We start from the raw sequence: 26,419 nt of genomic DNA on the forward strand, positions 1-26,419 counted from the left end.
ATTGTCTCTCGTCACCACTTGTCATTTCTATACTTCTAGTGATTTGGTAACCTTCTAAAATCCTTTTTATTTTTCTTCATTATCCTTACGACGTCTACCGATTAAGAATAATCCACCTAATGTTGCAAACAATCCACCCAATAACGCACCGTTTGAGTAATCTGTCTCACCAGTATCTGGTAAAGTTTCAGTTGAATGAGGCATTGGTTGATTCATTGCATCTTGATTATTGTGCATTGAAACCATTTCTGATTTCAATGTCGGTTTCATATCACTCATCATTGTTGACTTCGTACCGTTGCTTCCAACAGCAGTGTGACTGTCACCCGATGGCATTACATTATCTTTAATTGGTGTTTTAACGATTGGCTTTGAAGTACCATTATCTTTGCCATCAACAATAACCGTCACAGAAAGCATTTCCATAGAACCATCTGGATAAACCACTACAATTGGAATGCGAACTATTTCCCCAACTTTTGCATTTTGAGGCGGTGTGATTGAAACCATGCCACTATTTGGATCTACTGACACTGTCCAACCTTTAGGTATGTCTTTACCTATTTCATAATGTGTACCATCTGGCATTGTATTGTCTCCAGTTTGATTCACATGAACCGTCGTGCCTGGAGATACATGTGTCTCTTCATAACTTGGATAATTTTTATCAGCTTGAGAAGATGTATCACCCACTGTTGTTACCGGCACTGTAATATGGTCTACTGTACCATCTGGATATGTCACTGTGACTGGCACATCTACTGTTCCCTCTGTATTACCGTTCGGTAATGTTGATGGGTCATCCACTGTTACTTTTGGTTGGTCTCCAGTTGTTGGATAATTTGGCACTGTCACTGTTCCTACGATATCTTCTACTGTTATCGGTGTACCATGCTCTTTTTCTACACCATTTGTTTCTGGCGTGTACTTATCATTATCCGCTTGTTTGCCTGTTGTCACCGGTACTGTAATATGGTCTACTGTGCCATCTGGATATGTCACCGTTACTGGCACATCTACCGTACCTTCTGTATTACCGTTCGGTAATGTTGATGGGTCTTCCACTGTTACTTTTGGTTGTTCTCCAGTTGTTGGATAATTTGGCACTGTTACTGTTCCTACGATATCTTCTACTGTTATCGGTGTACCATGCTCTTTTTCTACACCATTTGTTTCTGGCGTGTACTTATCATTATCCGCTTGTTTGCTTGTTGTCACTGGTACTGTAATGTGATCTACCGTGCCATCTGGATATGTCACCGTTACTGACACATCCACTGTTCCCTCTGTATTACCATTCGGTAATGTTGATGGGTCATCCACTGTTACTTTTGGTTGGTCTCCAGTTGTTGGATAATTTGGCACTGTTACTGTTCCTACCACATCTTCTACTGTTATCGGTGTACCATGCTCTTTTTCTATACCACTTGTTTCTGGTGTGTACTTATCATTATCCGCTTGTTTGCCTGTTGTCACCGGTACTGTAATATGGTCTACTGTGCCATCTGGATATGTCACCGTTACTGGCACATCCACTGTTCCCTCTGTATTACCATTCGGTAATGTTGATGGGTCATCCACTGTTACTTTTGGTTGGTCTCCAGTTGTTGGATAATTTGGCACTGTTACTGTTCCTACCACATCTTCTACTGTTATCGGTGTACCATGCTCTTTTTCTACACCATTTGTTTCTGGCGTGTACTTATCATTATCCGCTTGTTTGCTTGTTGTCACTGGTACTGTAATGTGATCTACCGTGCCATCTGGATATGTCACCGTTACTGGCACATCCACTGTTCCCTCTGTATTACCGTTCGGTAATGTTGATGGGTCATCCACTGTTACTTTTGGTTGTTCTCCAGTTGTTGGATAGTTTGGTACTGTTACTGTTCCTAACACATCTTCTACTGTTATTGGTGTACCATGCTCTTTTTCTACACCATTTGTTTCTGGCGTGTACTTATCATTATCCGCTTGTTTGCTTGTTGTCACTGGTACTGTAATGTGATCTACCGTGCCATCTGGATATGTCACCGTTACTGGCACATCTACCGTACCCTCTGTATTACCGTTCGGTAATGTTGATGGATCATCCACTGTTACTTTTGGTTGGTCTCCAGTTGTTGGATAATTTGGCACTGTTACTGTTCCTACCACATCTTCTACTGTTATCGGTGTACCATGCTCTTTTTCTACACCATTTGTTTCTGGCGTGTACTTATCATTATCCGCTTGTTTGCTTGTTGTCACTGGTACTGTAATGTGATCTACCGTGCCATCTGGATACGTCACTATGACTGGCACATCCACTGTACCCTCTGTATTACCATTCGGTAATGTTGATGGATCATCCACTGTTACTTTTGGTTGTTCTCCAGTTGTTGGATAGTTTGGTACTGTTACTGTATTTGTAATCTCGTCTGCCGTCGTTGCTGTACCATACGGATGATTTACACCATTTGTTTCTGGCGTGTACTTATCATTATCCGCTTGTTTACCTGTTGTCACCGGTACTGTAATATGGTCTACTGTGCCATCTGGATACGTCACCGTTACTGGCACATCCACTGTTCCCTCTGTATTACCATTCGGTAATGTTGATGGGTCATCCACTGTTACTTTTGGTTGGTCTCCAGTTGTTGGATAATTTGGCACTGTTACTGTTCCTACCACATCTTCTACTGTTATCGGTGTACCATGCTCTTTTTCTATACCACTTGTTTCTGGTGTGTACTTATCATTATCCGCTTGTTTGCCTGTTGTCACCGGTACTGTAATATGGTCTACTGTGCCATCTGGATATGTCACCGTTACTGGCACATCCACTGTTCCCTCTGTATTACCATTCGGTAATGTTGATGGGTCATCCACTGTTACTTTTGGTTGGTCTCCAGTTGTTGGATAATTTGGCACTGTTACTGTTCCTACCACATCTTCTACTGTTATCGGTGTACCATGCTCTTTTTCTACACCATTTGTTTCTGGCGTGTACTTATCATTATCCGCTTGTTTGCTTGTTGTCACTGGTACTGTAATGTGATCTACCGTGCCATCTGGATATGTCACCGTTACTGGCACATCCACTGTTCCCTCTGTATTACCATCCGGTAACTGTGTTGGGTCATCCACTGTGACACTCGGTTGTTCTCCAGTTGTTGGATAATTTGGTACTGTTACTGTTCCTACGATATCTTCTACTGTTATCGGTGTACCATGCTCTTTTTCTACACCACTTGTTTCTGGTGTGTACTTATCATTATCCGCTTGTTTACCTGTTGTTACCGGTACTGTAATGTGATCTACTGTGCCATCTGGATACGTCACTGTGACTGGCACATCCACTGTACCCTCTGTATTACCATTCGGTAATGTTGATGGATCATCCACTGTTACTTTTGGTTGTTCTCCAGTTGTTGGATAGTTTGGTACTGTTACTGTATTTGTAATCTCGTCTGCCGTCGTTGCTGTACCATACGGATGATTTACACCATTTGTTTCTGGCGTGTACTTATCATTATCCGCTTGTTTACCTGTTGTCACCGGTACTGTAATGTGATCTACCGTGCCATCTGGATATGTCACTGTGACTGACACATCTACCGTACCTTCTGTATTACCGTTCGGTAATGTTGATGGATCATCCACTGTTACTTTTGGCTGTTCTCCAGTTGTTGGATAGTTCGGTACTGTTACTGTTCCTACCACATCTTCTGCCGTCGTTGCTGTACCATACGGATGATTTACACCATTTGTTTCTGGCGTGTACTTATCATTATCCGCTTGTTTGCCTGTTGTCACCGGTACTGTAATGTGATCTACCGTGCCATCTGGATATGTCACTGTGACTGACACATCTACCGTACCTTCTGTATTACCGTTCGGTAATGTTGATGGATCATCCACTGTGACACTCGGTTGTTCTCCAGTTGTTGGATAATTTGGTACTGTTACTGTTCCTACGATATCTTCTACTGTTATCGGTGTACCATGCTCTTTTTCTACACCACTTGTTTCTGGTGTGTACTTATCATTATCCGCTTGTTTACCTGTTGTTACCGGTACTGTAATGTGATCTACTGTGCCATCTGGATACGTCACTGTGACTGGCATATCCACTGTACCCTCTGTATTACCATTCGGTAATGTTGATGGATCATCCACTGTTACTTTTGGTTGTTCTCCAGTTGTTGGATAGTTTGGTACTGTTACTGTATTTGTAATCTCGTCTGCCGTCGTTGCTGTACCATACGGATGATTTACACCATTTGTTTCTGGCGTGTACTTATCATTATCCGCTTGTTTACCTGTTGTCACCGGTACTGTAATGTGATCTACCGTGCCATCTGGATATGTCACTGTGACTGACACATCTACCGTACCTTCTGTATTACCGTTCGGTAATGTTGATGGATCATCCACTGTTACTTTTGGCTGTTCTCCAGTTGTTGGATAGTTCGGTACTGTTACTGTTCCTACCACATCTTCTGCCGTCGTTGCTGTACCATACGGATGATTTACACCATTTGTTTCTGGCGTGTACTTATCATTATCCGCTTGTTTGCCTGTTGTCACCGGTACTGTAATGTGATCTACCGTGCCATCTGGATATGTCACTGTGACTGACACATCCACCGTACCTTCTGTATTACCGTTCGGTAATGTTGATGGATCATCCACTGTTACTTTTGGCTGTTCTCCAGTTGTTGGGTAGTTTGGTACTGTTACTGTATTTGTAATCTCGTCTGCCGTTGTCGCCGTGCCATACGGATGATTTACACCATTTGTTTCTGGCGTGTACTTATCATTATCCGCTTGTTTGCCTGTTGTCACTGGTACTGTAATGTGATCTACTGTGCCATCTGGATATGTCACTGTGACTGGCACATCCACTGTTCCCTCTGTATTACCGTTCGGTAATGTTGATGAATCATCCACTGTTACTTTTGGTTGTTCTCCAGTTGTTGGATAGTTTGGCACTGTTACTGTTCCTACCACATCTTCTGCCGTTGTCGCTGTACCATAATCTTTTTCTACACCACTTGTTTCTGGCGTGTACTTATCATTATCCGCTTGTTTACCTGTTGTCACCGGTACTGTAATATGGTCTACTGTGCCATCTGGATACGTCACTGTGACTGGCACATCTACCGTACCTTCTGTATTACCGTTCGGTAATTGTGTCGGATCATCCACTGTTACTTTTGGTTGGTCTCCAGTTGTTGGATAGTTTGATACTGTTACTGTTCCTATCACATCTTCTGCCGTTGTCGCCGTGCCATACGGATGATTTACACCATTTGTTTCCGGTGTGTATTTATCATTATCTGCTTGTTTACCTGTTGTCACCGGTACTGTAATGTGATCTACCGTGCCATCTGGATATGTCACCGTTACTGGCACATCTACCGTACCCTCTGTATTACCATTCGGTAATGTTGATGGGTCATCCACTGTTACTTTCGGTTGCTCTCCAGTTGTTGGATAATTTGGCACTGTTACTGTATTTGTGATGTCATCTACGGTTGTCTCTGTGCCATACGGATGATTTACGCCACTCGTTTCTGGTGTATATTTATCATTATCCGCCTGCTTTCCTGTTGTCACCGGTACTGTAATATGATCTACCGTGCCATCTGGATACGTCACTGTGACTGGCACATCCACTGTTCCCTCTGTATTACCATTCGGTAATGTTGATGGGTCATCCACTGTCACTTTCGGTTGCTCTCCAGTTGTTGGATAGTTTGGTACTGTTACTGTTCCTACCACATCTTCTGCCGTTGTCGCCGTGCCATACGGATGATTTACACCACTTGTTTCTGGCGTGTACTTATCATTATCCGCTTGTTTACCTGTTGTCACCGGTACTGTAATATGGTCTACTGTGCCATCTGGATACGTCACTGTGACTGGCACATCTACCGTACCTTCTGTATTACCGTTCGGTAATTGTGTCGGATCATCCACTGTTACTTTTGGTTGGTCTCCAGTTGTTGGATAATTTGGCACTGTTACTGTTCCTACCACATCTTCTGCCGTTGTCGCCGTGCCATACGGATGATTTACGCCACTCGTTTCTGGTGTGTATTTATCATTATCCGCCTGCTTTCCTGTTGTCACTGGTACTGTAATGTGATCTACCGTGCCATCTGGATATGTCACTGTGACTGGCACATCCACTGTTCCCTCTGTATTACCATTCGGTAATGTTGATGGGTCATCCACTGTTACTTTTGGTTGTTCTCCAGTTGTTGGATAGTTTGGCACTGTTACTGTTCCTACCACATCTTCTGCCGTTGTCGCTGTACCATAATCTTTTTCTACACCACTTGTTTCTGGCGTGTACTTATCATTATCCGCTTGTTTACCTGTTGTCACCGGTACTGTAATATGGTCTACTGTGCCATCTGGATACGTCACTGTGACTGGCACATCTACCGTACCTTCTGTATTACCGTTCGGTAATTGTGTCGGATCATCCACTGTTACTTTTGGTTGCTCTCCAGTTGTTGGATAATTTGGCACTGTTACTGTATTTGTGATGTCATCTACGGTTGTCTCTGTGCCATACGGATGATTTACGCCACTCGTTTCTGGTGTGTACTTATCATTATCTGCTTGTTTACCTGTTGTCACTGGTACTGTAATATGATCTACCGTGCCATCTGGATACGTCACTGTGACTGGCACATCCACTGTTCCTTCTGTATTACCGTTCGGTAATGTTGATGGGTCATCCACTGTTACTTTTGGTTGATCTCCAGTTGTTGGATAATTTGGCACTGTTACTGTTCCTACCACATCTTCTGCCGTTGTCGCCGTGCCATACGGATGATTTACGCCACTTGTTTCCGGTGTGTAAACAACATTATCAGGTCTCTGTACCGCCGTTACGGTTACATTTGTAGGTTCCGATGTGTTGCCTGATTCATCTGTAGATGTCGCTGTAATCACTTCGCCACCATTAAGATCGACTCCCGTAGGAATATCTACCGTCCATGTTCCATCTGGATTCACTGTTGTTGTCCCAGTTTCACCATTCGGGAACGTCACTGTGATTGTTTCACCTGGCGTACTTGTACCCGTTACCGTCGTATCTTCACTTGTCACTGGATTTACCAACGGTGCAGATGAAGCCGTTGTATCACTAACGATTTGTCGGACTAAATTGGCTTGATCCAAAATAATTTTGTTATTCTCCGCATCGTATGAACCGTTCGCAAAGTTTTCAGTGTTATCTAAAAATACGGCGAATAATTCTGTACCTACATTAATTGGGGTTGTGAGCGTAATAGAGTAATTTCCATTCGCATCCGTTTCTGTTTGAAATAAAACATCACCATCTTTATTTACGATAACGACATTTGTAAGTGGCTCTGCATTTCCACCTGTTATTACTAAATCTTTATCTGTAATAGGGTTTAACGTTCCCACGACAGGTTTAATTGTATCGGTAACTACAAAATAGTTTCTAGTTGAATTCCCAGCTTCATCCGTAGAAATGACATAATTTAATCCATCTTGTATTTTCCATTGATCTCTCACTTCAAATGGCACTGGAATACTAAATCTGCCATTTTCATCTGCTGTTCCAGTATAAGATTCACCAGTGCGAAAATTAATTGTCACTGTAGAATTCGGTTCTGCAGTTCCTGAAACATTTGGATTTGCTGTACCGAACATATCCTTAAGAAATACCGGATCCACAACGTGTGGAATTTCAGGTGCTATTGTATCAGCAACTGTCACAGGTACCGTCAACTCATCTGTTGTTCCATCTGGATATGTCACAACAACAGGTACATTGTGCGTCCCTAAAGTTGTACCATCTGGTAATTGATTAGAATCCTTCACTGTAATTTGTGGTTGTTCTTCATCTGTTGGATAGTATGGAATTGTCACCGCGCCTGTAACGTCTTGTTCCGTTGTTGGTGTGCCATACTCTTTATTTACTACCGTACTCGTCGGTTCATACTGATCAGCCAACTGCACTGGTTCTCCAACAAAAGCATATCCGAGGACTGTCTCTTTTGAGCCATCTGAATATGTGACATTAACTAGGACTTCATATGCATCTACAGGGATATCCGCACCCGGTGCTACGAAAATCGTACCGTCTGGATTCACTGTTACCCAATCAGGCACATTATCTCCTCGTTCAAAAATTGTCCCTGCTGGCAGTGGCTGACTACTATTCTCTAAAGGTACAGGTGCTGTCGCTGTTTTACCTGCTTCTACAAATACTCCTGGATAATGCGGCTGATATATGTCTGCTAATTTTCCTGTTTTCACTGGCACTGTAATATGATCCACTGTTCCATCTGGGTATGTTACTGTGACCGGCACATCTACTGTTCCTTTTGTATGACCATCCGGTAATGTTGATGGGTCATCTACTGTGATTCTCGGTTGTTCTCCATCTGTTGGATAATTCGGAATTGTCACGGCTCCTATAACGTCTTGTTCCGTTGTTGGTGTAAGATATGGAGGATTTAAACGGCTTGCTTCTGGTGTGTACTTATCATTATCCGCTTGTTTGCCTGTTGTGACTGGCACTGTCATGTGATCTACTGTGCCATCTGGATATGTCACTGTGACTGGCACATCTACCGTTCCTTCTGTACGACCATCAGGTAATGTTGATGAATCATCTACTGTGATCCTCGGTTGTTCTTCATCTGTTGGATAGTATGGAATTGTCACCGCGCCTGTAACGTCTTGTTCCGTTGTTGGTGTGCCGAACGCTTTATTGACTGTCGCACTCGTTGGTTCGTACTGTTCAGCTAATTTTGCAGGGGCTTCAACATTAACAGTCGCAAACACCGTCTCTTTTGAGCTATCTGGATATGTCACGACAACAGGTACATTATATTGACCTACAGGCACATCTGCACCTGGTGTCACTGAAATTGTACCGTCTGGATTCACCGTTGCCCAATCAGGTACGTTATTTCCTCGTTCAAAAGTTGTCCCTGATGGCAATGTCTGACCGCTATTATCTAAAGGTACAGGTGCTGTCGCTGTTTTACCTGGTTCTACATTTACTGGTATATAATGCGGTTGATATGTGATTGCATTTTCATTGACTTGAACTAATAATGAATCTGCCGCAATATCATTCCCACCTGAAACAATGTAAGCAGTGTAAATTTCACCTGATTTTGCATCACTAGGAATGGTAAATGTTCCTGCTGCTTCCGCTGCTTCGACCGTAGTCACTTGTTGACTTTTTTGCACGACATTCCCTTTTGAATCTCTCCATTCAACAAATGTTGGTAGCGGAGAGATTGCGGTTGATGTGACATCAATATGTGCTACGTCTCCACGTTTTGCTGGATTCGTTGTAATGTCGAAATCAGTAATTTCCAGTGTTGTTTCAATGGTTTCAACCAATGCGAAGTTAACGTTAACCCACGCGTTTCTTGCTGGTCTATAATAAGGTGCCGTTTGAGGTGTAAATGATAGATTATTATTTGGTGTTTGGAATAATGGTGATGTAAATGACGAATAGCCTTTAACTAAGTTTCCTTGATTGTCTAAAACATAACCATACAAATAATCTTTATTCAAATCACCCTTAGGAAAACGTAAAGTATAATTACCATTTGTATCTGTTCTACCTGTTACTGTTGCTGAGATATATTCAGGGTGTTCAGTTAATAATTGGTGTGCAGCGGCTACTTGTTCAGCTTGAGGCAATTTTGAAACTTGAGCTTTATAGGCTGTCGCACCTTCTTGTGTAAGCGAAGACATCACAACTTGGTAACCTTCTCGTGCGATATCTCCATTGTTAAAGTTTGGTCCTGTCGCGGAGTTCGCATAATCTCCAGCACCTGTTTCAGACCATACTTTACCACTCACAAAATCATCCACACTTGCTGTTACAGCTGGATTACTTAGCGAGCCTTGTGCATCGTTAAGCCACTGTGCATTGTCTTTTGTCGTATAACCATTTGTTGGAATGACACTCATAAAAATACCTGTACGTTGCATGTTCGTTCCTATGAGTGGGAATTGACCGAGATTGCTATTTGTGACTGAATTGACATAAGACCCTGGGAAAAAGCCTCCTGATTGACGCAACATCGTTACGGTATTGCCATCTGCTGTTTTAAAATCATCAATCCATAAGCGATAATATTGACCTCCTGTCGCATTGTAGCGGTGTGATGTTCCCTTCGCGTCTATCCATGCTTCACGCAAATCAAAAGCATATGCTCCTGGTCCAACTTGACTACCATCTGCAGAACTTAATCGGTTTGTTGTATTCGCTTGATAAACGGGAGAGACCGCACCATCTTTATCAATCCATTGCATGTAAACTTTTGTTCCTTCTGGTACAGGTGTCAATCCATTGGCAAATGTTGCAGGTGTTCCGTGATCGACGACCCAAGCTCTACCCGATAACGTATGTGCAGCATTCGTCGCATCGGTCTGCGAACGGATATAGCTATTCGCTAATGCATCTGCAACAATCACACGATTCTTTTCTGCAACAACATCATTGTTAGCTGTTGTATCGACTACCGCAAAGAAAGTCGTTTCATTTGCTGAGCGTGTCAAGGATTCATCATTAGTGTAAGCTGTGTTTCTTGCTGAAATGGTTGTCGCTGGTGGTGTTAATTCATTTTGTTGATTTGCTAAATCTTTGAGTAACGCCAAATAAATGTCTTCAGCGGACATATGTTCAACATCGATGTTCAAATGTGCTAACTTTTCATTAATTTTTTCTTCGGAAAGTGTTGTGTTTTGAGTGAGGTAGTTGTGCACTTCATTTAATTTATCTGCTTGAGAAAGTGATTGACTCGATGGGTCTTGAGATTGTGTCGCTGGGGAATTGTTGGCTTGAGTATTTTCATTTTGAGGCGGTGTCTGTTGGGCGATATCGTCTTTATTTGTTGGTGTTTGATCTGCGGGCTGTACCGGTAATGCCTCATTCAACACTTGGTTTTCACTATTTGATGAATAAGCGGAATTCCAATAACGTGAATAGTATTCTTCTGCCGTTAGCTCGTGTTCTGTAATTTCTGGCTGTGGTGCCACTTCTTCTGCCGATGTGACGGCTGATTTTTCAACTGATGGTGTTGCTTCGGTTGCAAGTGTTGCATCCGTTGTTTCTACCGTTGGCGCTGCTTCAACAGCAGGTGCCTCGCTCGTTGTTTCTGCTAGTGATGTTCCCTCTCCCAAAACATCACTTTTAGACGTGTTTGATTCCTGAGTTGCCGTATCTTCAGTTGCTGCAGATGCCTCATTTGAATGAACACCAAAAATGAGTGTTGCACCTACAAGGATCGATGCGGTACCCACTGAAAAACGCCGAATAGCGTATCGATTTTGACGATTAGGCAAAAAGTCTAAACGTCTTTTTCTTGGTTTATCCATAAAAATATCGTCCCCTTATTATGATTAAATTTCTTCTTACGATATAAAGAATATACCAATTTATTACGTCGTACAACTATAGTTAAAATAATTTTAAAATGTATAACGCTCTATAATTAATTATTTGTTGATATTTTATTTTTGATTTTAAGAAATGTATTAGTTTCATGTTTGTTATACTATTTACAATAAATTAAATGAAATTGATTTTTCTTAAGACAACAGACTTTGATAGGCTTTAATATCGTATATAATGATTTTGAAAATGATTTTTATAATTAATCATTATATGCTGATAACTAAAATTAATATTCATTTTTATAAAGTTGTACATTTTTATTATTATTTGTAAATGGTTGTTTCATTTTTATAATTTTCACTAGATTCACTGGCAACTGTTCATTTCTCACGATTTTTTTAGTCTATTACGAGGAAAAATTTCTATATGTTTCTACATGAATGTAAGCATCGCCTTTTATCTATTTATGAAAAGGAATGCGGGTTTAACTGTGCTTGCTTTTAAATTTTAAATACCTCTTTCATATGTAAAAAGATAAAATTGAAAAAGGGCACTGATGCCAGCTGCCCTTACGTCGTATCAATCTTTGAAAATGCTCAAATAAAAAAGCAGCCGACTCCTATCATTGGAATCAGCCACTTCTTTTAACTATTTCAATTCACTTAAATAACTGCGACCGTACTCAGGTAATGTCACGCCAAAGTTATCCGCTATCGTCGCACCAATCGAGCTAAATGTGGTATCTCCTTCTAGCGCATGTCCTTCTTTAAACTTCGGACTGTACATTAATACTGGAATATATTCGCGTGTATGATCTGTACCGTCTGCCGTTGGATCGTTCCCATGATCCGCTGTAATGATTAACAAATCATCTTCGCGCATCGTTGCCATTAATTCAGGTAAACGCTCGTCAAAATCTTTAATGGCTTGTGCATATCCTGGCTTATCTCGACGGTGTCCATACAATGCATCAAAATCAACCAAATTTAAAAAGCTAAGCCCTGTAAAATCTTTTTTCACAACTTGCATTAATTGGTCCATACCGTCCATATTACTTTTCGTGCGAATCGCTTCTGTCACGCCTTCGCCATCGTAAATGTCATTAATTTTTCCAATCGCAATCACGTCATAATCATTTTCTTTTAACGTGTTCATCACTGTTTTACCAAAGGGTTTCAGTGCATAATCATGACGGTTGCTTGTACGCGTAAAGTTTCCAGGTTTGCCGACATATGGACGCGCAATAATTCGTCCAATTAAATATTTCGGGTCTTTAGTCAATTCACGGACTTTTTCACAAATATCGTAAAGCTCTTCTAACGGAATGACATCTTCATGTGCAGCGATTTGTAGTACTGGATCTGCAGAGGTATAGACAATTAAATCCCCTGTCTTCATTTGATGCTCGCCCCACTCATCAATAATTTGAGTCCCTGATGCCGGGCGATTGGCAACAACTTTGCGACCTGATAATTGTTCAATTTCCTGAATTAACGCGTCAGGGAAACCGTTTGGATATACTTTAAACGGTTGCATGATGTTAAGTCCCATGATTTCCCAGTGTCCAGTCATCGTATCCTTGCCGACAGAGGCTTCGCTCAATTTTGTATAGTATGCTGCCGGATGTGCCACCGCTTCAATGACAGGTAATGGTGCAATATTGCCGAGACCTAATTTTTCAAGGTTTGGCAATGACTGATCAAAACCTTCGAGCGTATGTTTTAAAGTATGTGCGCCCTCGTCGTTAAACGCTTTCGCATCTGGGGCTTCTCCAATGCCCACTGAATCCATGACAATTAAATGTACACGTTTGAATGGTACTGTCATTTGAATCACTCTCACTTATTTAAGAATAAAATCGTTTTAATAATCGCTATCTGCTTCTAAGCCTTGCATAATTTGCACGCCTGCACTCGCGCCAATGCGTGTTGCACCTGCATCGATCATTGCTTTGAAGTCATCCAAATTGCGGACACCTCCAGCGGCTTTAACTTCAACGTCATCACCGACTGTATCTTTCATTAATTTCACATCTGTTGGTGTTGCGCCGCCTGAAGCAAAACCTGTTGACGTTTTGACAAAATGTGCGCCTGCCGCTTTCGTTAATTCAGACGCTTTGACTTTTTCTGCATCTGTCAATAGGGCAGTTTCAATAATGACTTTCACTGTCTTACCTTGCGCTGCTTTCACAATTGCCGCAATTTCGTCTTGAACTTCATCATAACGTTGGTCCTTTAAAGCACCGATGTTGATCACCATATCAATTTCATCTGCACCTTTACGAACCGCATCTTCTGTTTCAAATACTTTCGTTTCCAGTGTTGATGCACCTAATGGGAAACCGACAACTGTACAAACGAGCACATCCGAATCCGCTAATTTTTCAGCGGCATAAGCAATGTGTGTCGGGTTAATACAAATTGACTTAAAGTGATACGTTTTTGCCTCGTCAATGATTTTGTCAATTTGTGCCCGTGTTGCCTCAGGTTTCAATAACGTGTGATCAATATATTTTTCGAAATTCATATCAAACGCTCCTTGTTTAAATTTTTTATGACCAGTCCAATTATACAATTAGACGCTTAAAAATACGATTTTTTTATTTTTATATCCTGACATTTAATGAAAATGAAGGCGATTTTATTCAAAGTTTGTACCAAATTAAATTCTTTTATGAAATTGACCGACGTCTATGAAATAATCTTAAAATATTCTGAACAATTGGTTGAAATGTGCTGCATGCTGTGCTAACATGTTCATATTCTACTTAAATACTTTAACTCGGTAGAGAGTGAAAGTGAGGGATATTATGGTTCAAGACTTTATACAAAACAAGCGTTATGAAATTCAATTTTTAGAGTTGGCTGCATCAAATCATTTTCAACCCATTGATACGGCTTTTATCGAAACATTAGTATGGGATGAGCTTTCTTCAGATGATTTATCACAAATGAAAGAACGTAGTATTTGGCAGGCTGATCATACGTTGTTTGCATTGCGCAATGATTTCACAGATCAACTCGTACGTTACTCACAACATTACACGTTAGACCATCGTGCTGTCGCCTATACTGGACCGATTGTACGCCATCAACAAGTAGTGACACAGCTTGGTCTTGAATGTTATCAACCCCATGTTCAAGATATGTATCGTGCTTTTGAAACGTTTCAACAATTCATTGAAGACGTCTTGCAAGACCACATAGCGTATATCGTGATTGGACATTATGAACTGATTGAATTATTGCTCGGTCAAGAAGCGCCATCACCTCAATTGATGACTTGGATCTCCCAACGTAATATTTCAGCTTTGAAAAAGGCATTAGGATTAAGTCATCCTGTAGTGAAATTGTTACTCACACCGACACATCAACAGTTGGCTTTGCTCAATACCCTTTATCCACATGACAATACGATGATCCAAAGCTTAAATCGCTGGCATACGTATTTTAAATCGATCAACATCCCAACGATACATCTCGATATTACACCACAACCACCGAGATCTTATTACAAAGGAACCTTTATTCATGGTCATTTGAAAAAGCGTTCACTGGTATTAACAGGGGGTTATTATAATGGGCCTTTAGAAGGCTTTGGATTAGGCTTAACACTACAGTAAGGAGGGACGCTACTGTGCTTACAATCGCATTAGCAAAAGGGCGCTTATTAAAAAGCTTTATTCACTATTTGGAGGAACAAGGGCAAACGGATTGGGCAAATCAGCTCAAATCTAGAGCGCGACAATTACAAATCAAAACGCCTCAATTTCATTTTTTATTCGTCAAAGGCAATGATGTGCCGATTTATGTCGAGCAAGGCATTGCTGATGTAGGGATTACGGGTAGCGATATTCTCAATGAAGCGCGATATGATGTGAATCAATTACTTGCATTACCATTTGGGCAATGTCATTTCTCCGTTGCTGCGTTTGAAGAAACGCAAACCTACAATAAAGTCGCGACGTCTTTTCCTCAAACAGCCGCACGCTACTTTAAATCGACTGGGCGTGATGTGGAATTACTTGAGTTATCAGGTTCTATCGAGCTTGCTTGTGTCATTGGCATGGTCGATGGCATTGTCGATATTGTTCAAACCGGGACAACATTACGCTCGAATGGCTTAGTAGAAAAAGAGCATATTGCTGATATACAAGCGCAACTCATTACAAATCGCCAAAGTTTTTTCACAAAATCATCAGAAATCGATACATTGATTCAAATGTTAGGAGTGTCGCTCATTGATTATTAACAGCCAAACCTTTTTAAACACATTTCAAACGACGGAAGCCTTTCAACCTGAAATTCATGATCAAGTCACAGCCATCTGTCATCACGTCAAGCGTATGGGAGATGCTGCCCTATATGACTATAATGAAAAATTTGATGGCGTTAAAGTCAACACATTAGAAGTACCAAAAGCAGATATTAAAGCCGCTTACGATGCCATAGATGATACGTTAAGAACGGCTTTAGAACATAGTTTTCAAAGAATTCGAGATTACCAAACACAAATCAAATATAAGAATCAATACGTGTCATCTGAACTTTACGAAGTGTATCATCCACTTGAACGTGTCGGCATTTACGTCCCTGGAGGGAAAGCGAGCTATCCTTCAACGGTTCTTATGACAGCGACGCTCGCTAAAGTTGCGGGTGTCCGACACATCAGTGTTGTTACACCGCCACAAGCTGATGGCATCGCACCGAGTGTGTTAGCCGCTTGCCACATTACCGGTGTCGATCACGTCTATCAAGTGGGAGGCGCACAAAGTATTGCCGCATTAGCTTATGGAACTGAGACCATTCCAAAAGTGGATAAGATTGTGGGACCAGGCAATCAATATGTGGCTTATGCTAAAAAATGTCTCTACGGTGAGGTCGGTATTGATCAAATTGCCGGACCAAGTGAAATCGCCTTAATCATTGATGAAACGTGCGATTTAGATGCTATTGTATATGATGTTTTCGCTCAAGCAGAACATGATGAACTGGCACGGACTTTTGTCATTTCGACAGATCTTGCATTGCTTCAACAACTCGAACAACGGATTCAACAAGCGCTGCCTCATGCAGCACGCCGAGACATCTTATCTGCGAGCTTAGAACACTATCATTACTTAATTCACACGACGCATTTTGATGATAGTTGTCGCGTGATGAATGCGATTGCACCTGAACATGCCTCTATTCAAACGGCCCAACCAGAGGCCTATTTGCCGCATATTCATTATGTAGGCAGTTTATTCCTCGGTGGCTATGCGCCAGAGGCTATCGGTGACTATATCGCAGGTCCAAGCCATGTATTACCGACACAGCGGACAGCGCGCTTTCAACATGGGCTATCAGTGAATGACTTCTTAACCAAACATACCGTTATTCACTTATCGCAGGCGACTTACCAACAAACATACCAAGACGCGGCATGTATCGCATGCGACGAGCAACTTTACAATCATCAAAAATCATTAGAAATCAGGCAGCGAGGTGATCAAACATGATTCGCATGAATAAAAACGAAAGCCCAATCAAACCGATTGATACCGACACACTGACACACATTATTTCAAACTGTGATTATCACCTTTATCCAGATATTGCATATGACCGTTTTCGACGTGCTTATACACACTATTATGGCGACACTTGGCATATGAACCAGATTTGCTGTGGCAATGGGTCTGATGAGCTCATTCAAAAATTGATGCTCATCATGCCCGAAGGTCCCTGTTTGACATTGAATCCAGATTTTTTTATGTATCAAAATTATGCACAACAAGTTCAGCGCGATATTGTTTTTGTTGAAGGAACGGAGGATTTAACCTTTCCCCTCGACACTATATTGGCACGCATTGAAGCCGTTCAACCTAGTTTTTTTATTATGAGTAACCCTCACAACCCTACTGGACACCGCTTCGACGAAAGTGCGTTAGTTGCCATTGCTGATGCAATGAAAGCGTGTGGTGGCTATTTCATTATTGATGAAGCCTATGCTGATTTCTCAACACCTGCCGCAATACCATTAGAAGATCATATACTGATTATGCGCACATTATCGAAAGCGTTTGCGATGGCTGGATTACGTCTGGGCATATTAATCGGAACAGAAAAAACGATTCAAAAGGTTCGACAGATTGAACATCCTTATCCATTGAGTGCTTTGACGATGGCGATTGGAACATACTTATTTGAAAACATTGAATCGACAAAGGCTTTTGTCAAACATCAACGTCAACTGAGCAACCGACTGAAAGCTATTTTTCAAAAATATGTCAGTGACAAACTTACGATCTACCCTAGCGAAACGAATTTTGTTTTAACGGCGGGATCTCAAGCGATGTCACTCGGACACTATGTTCAAGAAAAAGGCTTTTTCCCCCGCTTTTATCACGAACAAACCGAAACAAGAATGGCAGGATTCGTCCGCTATTCAATTGCAACGGATGCAGCATTAAACCAATTCGAACAAGCGGTCAAAGAATGGAGTGAACAGGATGAGATTTGAAACAACTCGAACAACGAAAGAAACACAAATCACAGTGAAACTATCAGAAACGTTAGACCAAAGTCATATTCAAACAGGGGTTGGATTTTTAAATCACATGTTGACTTTATTTAGTTTTCATAGCGGATTACAGCTTGAGATTGATGCGCAAGGTGATACATGGATAGACGATCATCATACAACCGAAGATATTGGCATCGTATTGGGTCAGTTACTCCTTCAACTGATTCGAGATAAGCAGCATTTCGAACGCTATGGCCAACAATACTTACCTATGGATGAAACGTTAGCACGTGCGGTCGTCGATATCAGTGGGCGTCCGTATTTGAATTTCAACGCAACGTTCAGTAAAGAAAAGGTTGGGGCATTCGATACAGAATTAGTTGAAGAGTTTTTCCGCGCACTTGTGATAAATGCACGCCTCACGGTCCACATTGATTTATTGCACCAAGGTAACACGCATCACGAGATCGAAGCCATTTTCAAAGCATTTGCACGTGCATTGAAACAAGCGTTACGCCCAACTCAAGAACAACGTATCCCTTCATCTAAAGGAGTGATTGAATCATGATTGTCATTGTAGATTATGGTTTGGGTAATATTTTAAATGTTCAACGTGCCCTACAACATCTTGGCTATGACGTGATGGTCTCACATGATGAAAAAGACATCGATCGTGCTGAACAATTAATTTTACCAGGTGTAGGCCATTTTAAAGACGCCATGCAAGCCATTGACCGTCTGCAACTTCAACCGATTTTTCAAAGACAACAAAAGCCAATCATTGGGATTTGTCTAGGGATGCAATTGCTCTACACCTTTAGTGAAGAAGGCCATGTTCCAGGATTGGGATTTCTCGAGGGAGAAATACGTAAAATACAAACGCCTTATACGATACCGCATCTCGGTTGGAATCAATTAACAAGTGAATGGCCTGGATTAGATAAAGACGTCTATTATGTGCACAGTTATCAAGCCCCTATGAATGACGATGTCGTCGCCTATACGGACTATGGGACACCTATCCCTGGTATTGTCCAACACGGTCCATATATCGGAATACAATTCCATCCAGAAAAAAGTGGTACGTATGGCTTGAACATACTCGCACAAGCCCTAAAAGGAGGATGGCAACATGATTAAAATTTGGCCCGCAATCGATTTAATTGAAGGAAGAAGTGTCCGCTTAACTGAAGGAGATTATCGTACGTCGGAAGCGATGCCACGTAGCGCAGAAGATAGTATTCAATTTTACAATCAATTTGACTGTGTTGATCGTATTCATATTATTGACCTCATCGGTGCGAAAGCCCAACAGTCAGTTGAAATGGACTATATTCGTCAATTGGTTCAAGCAAGCCGTAAACCTATTGAAGTTGGCGGCGGGATTCGTGATGAACGCACGCTTCGCCATTACTTTTCTCATGGCGTAGATTATTGTATTGTCGGCACACAAGCACTCACAAATGTGGACTGGTTAACTGACATGAGCCACTTATTTCCTGGGAAAATTTACGTTTCGGTTGATGCTTACCATACCGCCATCAAAATCAACGGGTGGCAAGAAGATGCAGCGTTAAATTTATTTGAATATGTCTCACAAATCGAACATTTGCCACTAGGCGGCGTGATTTATACAGATATTTCTAAAGATGGTAAGTTGGAAGGCCCTAATTTTGACATCACCGCTCAGCTCGTCGAAGCCACCCCTTTACCTGTCATTGCATCAGGTGGGATTCGCCATCAACAAGATCTTTTACGATTAGAAGCGTTAGGCGTATCTGCAGCCATCGTCGGGAAAGCCGCAAATCAAGCTGAATTTTGGGAGGGATTATCTTGATCAAGAAAAGAATTATTCCATGTCTCGATGTACAAGATGGTCGTGTCGTTAAAGGCATACAGTTCAAAGGTCTAAGAGACATCGGTGACCCTGTCGAATTCGCCTTATATTATAACGATACAGGTGCGGACGAACTTGTCTTTTTAGATATTTCTAAAACTGAAAATGGGCACGCTTTAACATTAGATATGATTCAAAAAACCGCTGAACAACTCTTTATCCCTTTAACTGTTGGCGGAGGAATCACGACACTCGAAGACATTTCCCAACTATTAAAGCATGGTGCGGATAAAGTATCGCTCAACTCGGCTGCGCTTCAAAATCCTGAATTAATCCGTCAAGCAAGTGAAAAATTCGGTAGCCAATGTATCTGTATTGCAATCGATAGTCAATATGATCCTCAACAAAATGACTATTTTTGTTATACACATGGTGGAAAAAAACGCACGAACAAACGTGTCTATGACTGGGTACAGGAAGTGGAAAGGCTGGGTGCTGGCGAGTTGCTTGTGACCAGTATGGATTTTGACGGGATGAAGCAAGGATTTGATCTTCAACATTTAAAAGAGATTGCCCGACTTGTCAATCTGCCAATTATCGCTTCAGGCGGTGGCGGACATGCCAATCACTTCACAGAATTATTTAAAGAAACACCTGTCTCAGCAGGACTGGCCGCCAGCATTTTACACGATAAAGAAACGACTGTAAATGAAATTAAGCACGTGATTGAAAAAGGAGGTGTCCCCGTTAGATGGTCTTAAAACCAGATTTTTCAAAAGGATTATTACCTGTTATATTACAAGATGCAACGACGAAACAAGTGCTCATGCTCGGCTATATGAACGAAGAAGCCTTTCAAAAAACGGTTGACGAAAAAGTCGCATGGTTTTACTCTCGATCAAAACAGCGCCTTTGGAAAAAAGGAGAAACCTCGGGACATATTCAAAAAGTTGAAGACATGTATTTAGATTGCGATCAAGACACGCTGTTATTATTTGTCACACCAATGGGGCCGACGTGTCATACTGGAAAGCAAAGTTGTTTCGGAACGTCCCCTTCTTTTGCGGTACAACACCTTGAGTCAATGATTCAACAACGCGCTCAAACAGAAGCAAAGAATTCTTATACGCAATATCTGTTGCGCGAAGGAAAGGAGAAAATCTCTAAAAAATTAGGGGAAGAGGCTTTTGAAGTTGTCATTGCAGCGATGAAAGAAGACCGACATGAGTTAATCGCTGAAAGTGCTGATTTGTTGTATCACTTGTTTGTATTACTCCACAATCAAAACACATCATTCGAGGAAGTAGAGCACATCTTAGCAGATCGTCATCACGTACGTGGTAACTTCAAAGGCGAGAGACAAGATATTGAAGTGTGGTAAAGCATAGAATGGCGTTCCACTTGCGCATGACGCGCCATCGTTTGATCATCGATATCAATAAAAATGCCCTCCAACATTGGAATTTTTACATCCAAATTTGGAGGGCATATTACTTGATGAACTGAGATATTTTATGGAGAAAGGAGACATGACGCACGGCTAGACGATCGCTCAAATCCTAAACCCTCATCTCTTCATCCGCGTTAAAAAATATCTCCAAGCGTTGCCGCCATCACCGCTTTGATTGAATGCAATCGATTTTCGGCTTGTTCAAATATGACGGAATAGTCGCTATGAAAGACGTCATCAGTGATTTCCATTGCACGTAAACCATATTGTTGATATATTTTTTGACTTGTCGTTGTTTTCAAATCATGAAATGCAGGTAAACAATGCATTACAATCAGCTTGTCATGCCCTACGTGTGCCATCATCTGATCATTAATCTGATATGGCAACATTTGTTTGATTCTTGATGCCCACTCACTTTCATCTGTCCCCATCGATAACCATACATCCGTGTATACCACATCCGTTTGATATACCGCTGATTTGACATCCTCAGTAATCAAAATCTTCGCGCCTGATTTTTCAGCCTCACTTTGAGCAATATGTTGAATATCAATATGAGGTTGCAAACGTTTCGGTGCTGCGATGTGCATATTCACACCTAACTTCGCCCCTGTCACGAGTAAATCATGGGCCACATTGTTTGATGCATCACCCACATAAGTCAAAGTCCGTCCAGGTAATGATCCGAAATGTTCCTTGATCGTCATGAAGTCAGCAATCATCTGTGTGGGGTGCCATTCGTTTGTTAAACCGTTCCATACGGGGACACCTGCATACTGACTCAACTGTTCAATATCCACTTGATGATATCCACGAAACCCAATCCCATCATACATCCGACCGAAAACACGCGAAGTATCTTCAATAGATTCTTTACTCCCTAAATGAATGGCCCCCTTTTCATAACAGTCCACATGCGCTCCTAAGTCATGGGCCGCCACACTGAACGCAGCTCTTGTCCGTGTGGAGGGCTTCTCAAAAATTAATGCAATATTTTTCCCTTTAAGGTAAGGATGTGGTAAATGATGCTGCTTCTTATGTTTGAGTTCCATTGAAAAATCAATCAGCGTCATCAAATCCGTCGCATCAAAATCTGTTGTCTTTAAAAAACTTTTCCCTTTAAATGTTTTCAATTGTTTTAGCGTTGTTGTATACGTCCCAATTCCATCAGTCCTTCACTTTTTATTCGATTATTTATTCTTTATTTTGTATTATTATACATATATACATTCATACTGTCAACGCCTCAAAGGAAATGATTGCCAACGCTTTCAATAAACAGCCCCCTGTGAAGTAGACAAAATCGAATATAAAACGGTAATCTGCATGATTTACTTTTAAACGCTTAAACCGCTATTTGATTTGCATGTTGATTTCAAACTATATACCTGTGTAGAATATTTTTAAGGAGAGTTAAATATGGATACAATGAAATTTTTAATTATGATCCTTGTCTCAAGCGCATGCGGCTCATTTGTTTGTGATACACTTGAAAATACGTTACCAAATGTTTGGATTGCCAGATTAATTGGCGGTATAGTGGCCGCGATAGTCGGGCTGATTTGCTACAAATTTTTAGTTAAAGACGAAAAGGTGAAATCGTAGTTTTTGATTTAACGCTAAGAGGGTCCGATTGTTTGTGTGAACAATATTTTTGGGTTCTATACATTAAAAAGAATCGACTCAGTAAGCAACTGTTTACTGAGCCGATTCTTTATTTGTTTTATGATTTTTAATCGATTGCTCCTGCGTTAGGGTCATGTTTCCCATGCACATAATAATCGACATATTCTGGTTCTAATGGTTTTACACCTCGAATAATATCCGCCGCTTTTTCGGCTAACATCAACACCGGTGAATGAATATTGCCGTTCGTCGTTGTAGGCATTACAGAAGCATCGACAACACGTAAATTTTCCATGCCGTGAACCTTCATCGTCAATGGATCTACGACTGCCATTGGGTCGCTGGCAGGTCCCATTTTCGCACTACAAGAAGGATGTAATGCTGTTTCCGCATCACGGCGAACCCAGTCTAAAATTTCTTCATCCGTTTGTACAGCAGGTCCTGGTGAAATTTCTCCCCCATTAAATGCATCCATTGCCGGCTGATTTAAAATGTGACGTGCGACACGAATGGCCTCTACCCATTCACGTTTGTCTTCTTCCGTCGATAAATAGTTAAAGACAAATTTGGGTTTGACATACGGATTTGTTGATGTAATTTTTAAACTACCACGAGAATTTGAATACATTGGACCAACATGAACTTGATAGCCATGCGCTGTATCCGCGCGTTGACCATCATAACGAACAGCTAGTGGCAAGAAGTGGAACATTAAGTTCGGGTACTTCACGTCATCATTAGAACGAACAAAACCGCCACCTTCAAAATGGTTACTTGCCGCCGGTCCTGTACGACGTGTGAGCCACTCTAAACCGATGAATGGCATTTTGAATTTATTTAAGCTCGGTTGCATTGAGACTGGTTCTTTACAAGTATGTTGGATATATACTTCTAAATGGTCTTCAAAGTTTTCACCCACACCTGGTAAATGAATGCGAGGTTCGATACCGAGTGAACGTAAATGTTCAGAATCACCAATACCAGAAAGTTGAAGCAATTGTGGTGTATTAAACGCACCACCAGATAAAATGACTTCTTTGGCTAACACTTTATGCAAACGACCGTTACGTTTGTATGTCACACCTGTCACCGTATTGCCATCAAAATGAAGTTTTTCAACAAATGCACGCGTTTTAACGGTTAAATTGCGACGTTTCATTGCTGGGCGCAAATAGGCACGTGATGCAGAAACACGACGTCCGTTATGAATTTGACTATCAAATGGTCCAAAACCTTCTTGACGGAACCCATTCACATCTTTTGTTTTTTTATACCCCGCTTCTACTGCAGCATCAAAAAACGCATGAAAGAGGGGATTGTTTGCTGGACCGCGACGCAATTTAATGGGCCCGTTCAAACCACGAATCGGATCATCTGCATCCGCACCAAATGTTGTTTCTAAGCGCTTAAAATAAGGTAGACAGTGCGCATAATCCCATGTCTCCATTCCTTCCGGTTGACCCCACTTTTCATAATCGAGTGGATTCCCGCGTTGATAAATCATCCCGTTAATCGAGCTTGAACCACCGAGGACTTTACCGCGCGTGTGGAAAACCTTACGGCCACCCATATGCGGTTCACCGTCTGTTTCATATTTCCAATCATAAAAGCGATTCCCAGAAGGATACATTAAAGCAGCTGGCATTTGAATCAGTAAATCCCACGGGTAGTCACTGCGCCCTGCTTCAAGGACTAAAACCTTTTTGTCTTTATCTTCACTCAAGCGAGCACCAAGAACTGAACCGGCACTCCCCCCACCGATAATGATATAATCATACATTTTGTCGTACGCTTTACTCATTACTACAATTCCTCCTCAACTTTGTTTACTCCCATCAAGTGATGCATCACATTTAACGCTGATACGTTTTACTGGCTTATCCATTATTGCTCAGTGTGTAGCGAATGCATGCCAACCTATCCAAAAGTGCGCATCACATTTATCAAAACGGATTTGTTCTATTGCCTCGCATATCTCATTATCATCCGATTTATGCTTTACCGAACCAGTTGACGGGTTCAGGCTGGGTATTGATTAAAATATGTTTCGTTTCTAAATATTCTTCGAGACCATGATGACCGAGTTCGCGACCGATACCAGATTGCTTGTAGCCACCCCACGGTGCTTGTGCAAAATAAGGATGGAAATCATTAATCCAAACCGTTCCCATTCTCATCCGATTTGCCACACGTTGCGCTTTACTGATATCTTTCGTAAATACGCCACCCGCCAAACCATAAATGGAGTCATTGGCTAAACGAATCGCTTCTTCTTCAGTATCAAAACCTTCAATTGTTACTACAGGTCCAAACACTTCTTCTTGAACGATTCGCATTGACGTGTCGCAATTTGTAATCACAGTCGGCTCAAAGAAGAAGCCTTCTTTTAAATCTTCGCGTTCAGGACGTTGGCCTCCTATCGCAATCGTCGCACCATCTTCCTTAGCCACATCCATATATTTTTCCACTTTGTCGCGATGTTCTGCAGAAATCAGCGGACCCATTTCCGTCTCTGAATCAAAACCATTACCGAGTCTAATCTTTTTCACGCGTGCAATCAATGCCGCTTCAAATTGTTCTTTAATGTCATTATGAACGATCAAACGTGAACCTGCTGAACAGACTTGTCCTGCATGAAAGAAAGCACCATTTAACGCCTGATCAACCGCAAGTTCGAAGTCTGCATCATCAAAAATAATATTAGGATTTTTACCACCTAATTCTAGCGCAACATTCGTGACATGGTCGGCCGCTTGCTTCATAATATGCTTCCCAGTTTTAATGCCTCCTGTAAATGAAACTAAGTCGACTTCAGGATGCGATGACAAGACATCACCAATTTCTGATCCAGCACCTAATACTAAGTTAATGACACCATTTGGAAAGCCAACCTCTTCCATTAATTCAAATACACGAATGGTTGTTAATGGTGTGATTTCACTCGGTTTCATCACAAGAGAACAACCTGTTGCTAAAGCAGGTGCGATTTTCCAAGAAGCTTGAAGTAATGGATAGTTCCAAGGTGTGATCTGAGTCACAACCCCGATAGGCTCTGTCACAACTTTACTTTCCGTGTTTTTTATCGGCGAATGAATCAGTTCGCCACTTTCTTTATCAGCTAAACCAGCAAAATACATAAAAACGTTATGAATATCATCCATATCCGCCAATGATTCTTCTAACGTTTTACCTGTATCTAATGTTTCTAACTTTGCAAGTTCTTCACGGTGTTCCTTAATTTTATCCGCAATCGCACGCACTTTTTTCCCTTTCACATCTCCGGTTTCTTGCGCGTATGTCCCTTCATCAAAAGCACGTCTTGCTGCTAGAATTGCACGTTCGACGTCTTCTTTTGTTCCTTCAGCCACTTCTAAAAGCACATCTTGATTGTATGGGTTAATGATTTGGCGTGTCTCTTGACGACCCCCTTCAACCCATGCACCATCAATGAATTGGCGACGTGATAATTGTTTGAGCACTTCCATCCATATCCCTCCGTTAAGTTTGTTAAGTTTTTATTTAACGAATTTCACAAATTTAACTTTATCATATGAAATTTCCTACTGTCAACTCATATCACGACCATTGCACAGTC

The 26,419-nt window shown here is 41.4% G+C and carries 16 protein-coding genes; 10 read left to right on the top strand and 6 right to left on the bottom strand.

What is annotated here, in order from left to right:
- Window positions 1–66: 66 nt before the first annotated feature.
- The 3 genes from B5P37_RS12250 to deoC all read right to left on the bottom strand — a co-directional run bounded on the left by B5P37_RS12250 (window position 67) and on the right by deoC (window position 13,927).
- Window positions 67–11,382, bottom strand: a complete 11,316-nt coding sequence (locus B5P37_RS12250; protein WP_085237149.1) for a Rib/alpha-like domain-containing protein — start codon at window positions 11,380–11,382, stop codon at window positions 67–69.
- A 667-nt stretch (window positions 11,383–12,049) separates the two neighbouring features.
- The gene (gene deoB, locus B5P37_RS04735; protein WP_085237150.1) at window positions 12,050–13,228 is read right to left on the bottom strand and encodes a phosphopentomutase; all 1,179 of its coding nucleotides are present in this window, start codon (window positions 13,226–13,228) and stop codon (window positions 12,050–12,052) included.
- Window positions 13,229–13,264: 36 nt separating this feature from the next.
- Window positions 13,265–13,927, bottom strand: coding sequence for a deoxyribose-phosphate aldolase (deoC, locus tag B5P37_RS04740; RefSeq protein ID WP_085237151.1), 663 nt, complete (start codon window positions 13,925–13,927; stop codon window positions 13,265–13,267).
- Between the two features lie 283 nt (window positions 13,928–14,210).
- On the opposite strand from deoC, the gene B5P37_RS04745 reads away from it, so the two are divergent.
- From B5P37_RS04745 to hisIE, 9 genes are read left to right on the top strand one after another with little or no spacing between them, the layout of a single operon-like run.
- Window positions 14,211–15,023: an ATP phosphoribosyltransferase regulatory subunit gene (locus tag B5P37_RS04745; protein ID WP_085237152.1), complete on the top strand. Its 813-nt coding sequence runs from the start codon at window positions 14,211–14,213 to the stop codon at window positions 15,021–15,023.
- A 14-nt stretch (window positions 15,024–15,037) separates the two neighbouring features.
- A complete protein-coding gene (hisG, locus tag B5P37_RS04750) occupies window positions 15,038–15,652 on the top strand; it encodes an ATP phosphoribosyltransferase (protein ID WP_085237153.1) in 615 nt (204 codons plus the stop codon).
- Window positions 15,642–16,901, top strand: a complete 1,260-nt coding sequence (hisD, locus tag B5P37_RS04755; RefSeq protein ID WP_085237154.1) for a histidinol dehydrogenase — start codon at window positions 15,642–15,644, stop codon at window positions 16,899–16,901. Before hisG ends, hisD begins: the two co-directional genes overlap by 11 nt.
- Window positions 16,898–17,905, top strand: coding sequence for a pyridoxal phosphate-dependent aminotransferase (locus B5P37_RS04760; RefSeq protein ID WP_085237155.1), 1,008 nt, complete (start codon window positions 16,898–16,900; stop codon window positions 17,903–17,905). Before hisD ends, B5P37_RS04760 begins: the two co-directional genes overlap by 4 nt.
- Window positions 17,895–18,476, top strand: coding sequence for an imidazoleglycerol-phosphate dehydratase HisB (hisB, locus tag B5P37_RS04765; protein WP_085237156.1), 582 nt, complete (start codon window positions 17,895–17,897; stop codon window positions 18,474–18,476). Before B5P37_RS04760 ends, hisB begins: the two co-directional genes overlap by 11 nt.
- Complete coding sequence (gene hisH / locus B5P37_RS04770; RefSeq protein WP_085237157.1) at window positions 18,473–19,048, top strand: imidazole glycerol phosphate synthase subunit HisH; 576 nt, start codon at window positions 18,473–18,475, stop codon at window positions 19,046–19,048. The genes hisB and hisH overlap by 4 nt, the downstream gene beginning before the upstream one ends.
- Window positions 19,041–19,745: a 1-(5-phosphoribosyl)-5-((5-phosphoribosylamino)methylideneamino)imidazole-4-carboxamide isomerase gene (gene hisA, locus B5P37_RS04775; RefSeq protein ID WP_085237158.1), complete on the top strand. Its 705-nt coding sequence runs from the start codon at window positions 19,041–19,043 to the stop codon at window positions 19,743–19,745. Before hisH ends, hisA begins: the two co-directional genes overlap by 8 nt.
- A complete protein-coding gene (gene hisF / locus B5P37_RS04780; protein ID WP_085237159.1) occupies window positions 19,742–20,506 on the top strand; it encodes an imidazole glycerol phosphate synthase subunit HisF in 765 nt (254 codons plus the stop codon). The genes hisA and hisF overlap by 4 nt, the downstream gene beginning before the upstream one ends.
- Entirely contained in the window at window positions 20,497–21,126 is a 630-nt protein-coding gene (gene hisIE / locus B5P37_RS04785) for a bifunctional phosphoribosyl-AMP cyclohydrolase/phosphoribosyl-ATP diphosphatase HisIE (protein WP_085237160.1), read from the top strand. The genes hisF and hisIE overlap by 10 nt, the downstream gene beginning before the upstream one ends.
- Window positions 21,127–21,329: 203 nt before the next feature.
- Here hisIE and argF read toward each other — a convergent pair whose 3' ends face one another.
- On the bottom strand, window positions 21,330–22,331 hold the full coding sequence (gene argF, locus B5P37_RS04790; RefSeq protein ID WP_276307732.1) for an ornithine carbamoyltransferase: 1,002 nt from the start codon (window positions 22,329–22,331) through the stop codon (window positions 21,330–21,332).
- A gap of 286 nt (window positions 22,332–22,617) precedes the next feature.
- Between argF and B5P37_RS04795 the strand changes: the two genes are divergently transcribed.
- Window positions 22,618–22,803, top strand: a complete 186-nt coding sequence (locus B5P37_RS04795; RefSeq protein ID WP_085237162.1) for a hypothetical protein — start codon at window positions 22,618–22,620, stop codon at window positions 22,801–22,803.
- A 127-nt stretch (window positions 22,804–22,930) separates the two neighbouring features.
- On the opposite strand, the gene betA is transcribed toward B5P37_RS04795, so the two are convergent.
- On the bottom strand, window positions 22,931–24,625 hold the full coding sequence (gene betA, locus B5P37_RS04800; RefSeq protein WP_085237163.1) for a choline dehydrogenase: 1,695 nt from the start codon (window positions 24,623–24,625) through the stop codon (window positions 22,931–22,933).
- Between the two features lie 190 nt (window positions 24,626–24,815).
- Window positions 24,816–26,309: a betaine-aldehyde dehydrogenase gene (gene betB, locus B5P37_RS04805; protein WP_085237164.1), complete on the bottom strand. Its 1,494-nt coding sequence runs from the start codon at window positions 26,307–26,309 to the stop codon at window positions 24,816–24,818.
- Window positions 26,310–26,419: the final 110 nt, after the last annotated feature.

This window comes from Staphylococcus lutrae, assembly GCF_002101335.1.
In the GTDB taxonomy this organism is placed as follows: Bacteria; Bacillota; Bacilli; order Staphylococcales; family Staphylococcaceae; genus Staphylococcus; species Staphylococcus lutrae.

What these genes read in the sequence shown, in the direction of transcription:
- B5P37_RS12250 (WP_085237149.1), bottom strand. Translation starts at nt 11,382, where the DNA reads ATGGATAAACCAAGAAAAAGACGTTTAGACTTTTTGCCTAATCGTCAA.
- deoB (WP_085237150.1), bottom strand. Translation starts at nt 13,228, where the DNA reads ATGACAGTACCATTCAAACGTGTACATTTAATTGTCATGGATTCAGTG.
- deoC (WP_085237151.1), bottom strand. Translation starts at nt 13,927, where the DNA reads ATGAATTTCGAAAAATATATTGATCACACGTTATTGAAACCTGAGGCA.
- B5P37_RS04745 (WP_085237152.1), top strand. Translation starts at nt 14,211, where the DNA reads ATGGTTCAAGACTTTATACAAAACAAGCGTTATGAAATTCAATTTTTA.
- B5P37_RS04760 (WP_085237155.1), top strand. Translation starts at nt 16,898, where the DNA reads ATGATTCGCATGAATAAAAACGAAAGCCCAATCAAACCGATTGATACC.
- hisB (WP_085237156.1), top strand. Translation starts at nt 17,895, where the DNA reads ATGAGATTTGAAACAACTCGAACAACGAAAGAAACACAAATCACAGTG.
- hisH (WP_085237157.1), top strand. Translation starts at nt 18,473, where the DNA reads ATGATTGTCATTGTAGATTATGGTTTGGGTAATATTTTAAATGTTCAA.
- hisA (WP_085237158.1), top strand. Translation starts at nt 19,041, where the DNA reads ATGATTAAAATTTGGCCCGCAATCGATTTAATTGAAGGAAGAAGTGTC.
- hisIE (WP_085237160.1), top strand. Translation starts at nt 20,497, where the DNA reads ATGGTCTTAAAACCAGATTTTTCAAAAGGATTATTACCTGTTATATTA.
- B5P37_RS04795 (WP_085237162.1), top strand. Translation starts at nt 22,618, where the DNA reads ATGGATACAATGAAATTTTTAATTATGATCCTTGTCTCAAGCGCATGC.
- betA (WP_085237163.1), bottom strand. Translation starts at nt 24,625, where the DNA reads ATGAGTAAAGCGTACGACAAAATGTATGATTATATCATTATCGGTGGG.
- betB (WP_085237164.1), bottom strand. Translation starts at nt 26,309, where the DNA reads ATGGAAGTGCTCAAACAATTATCACGTCGCCAATTCATTGATGGTGCA.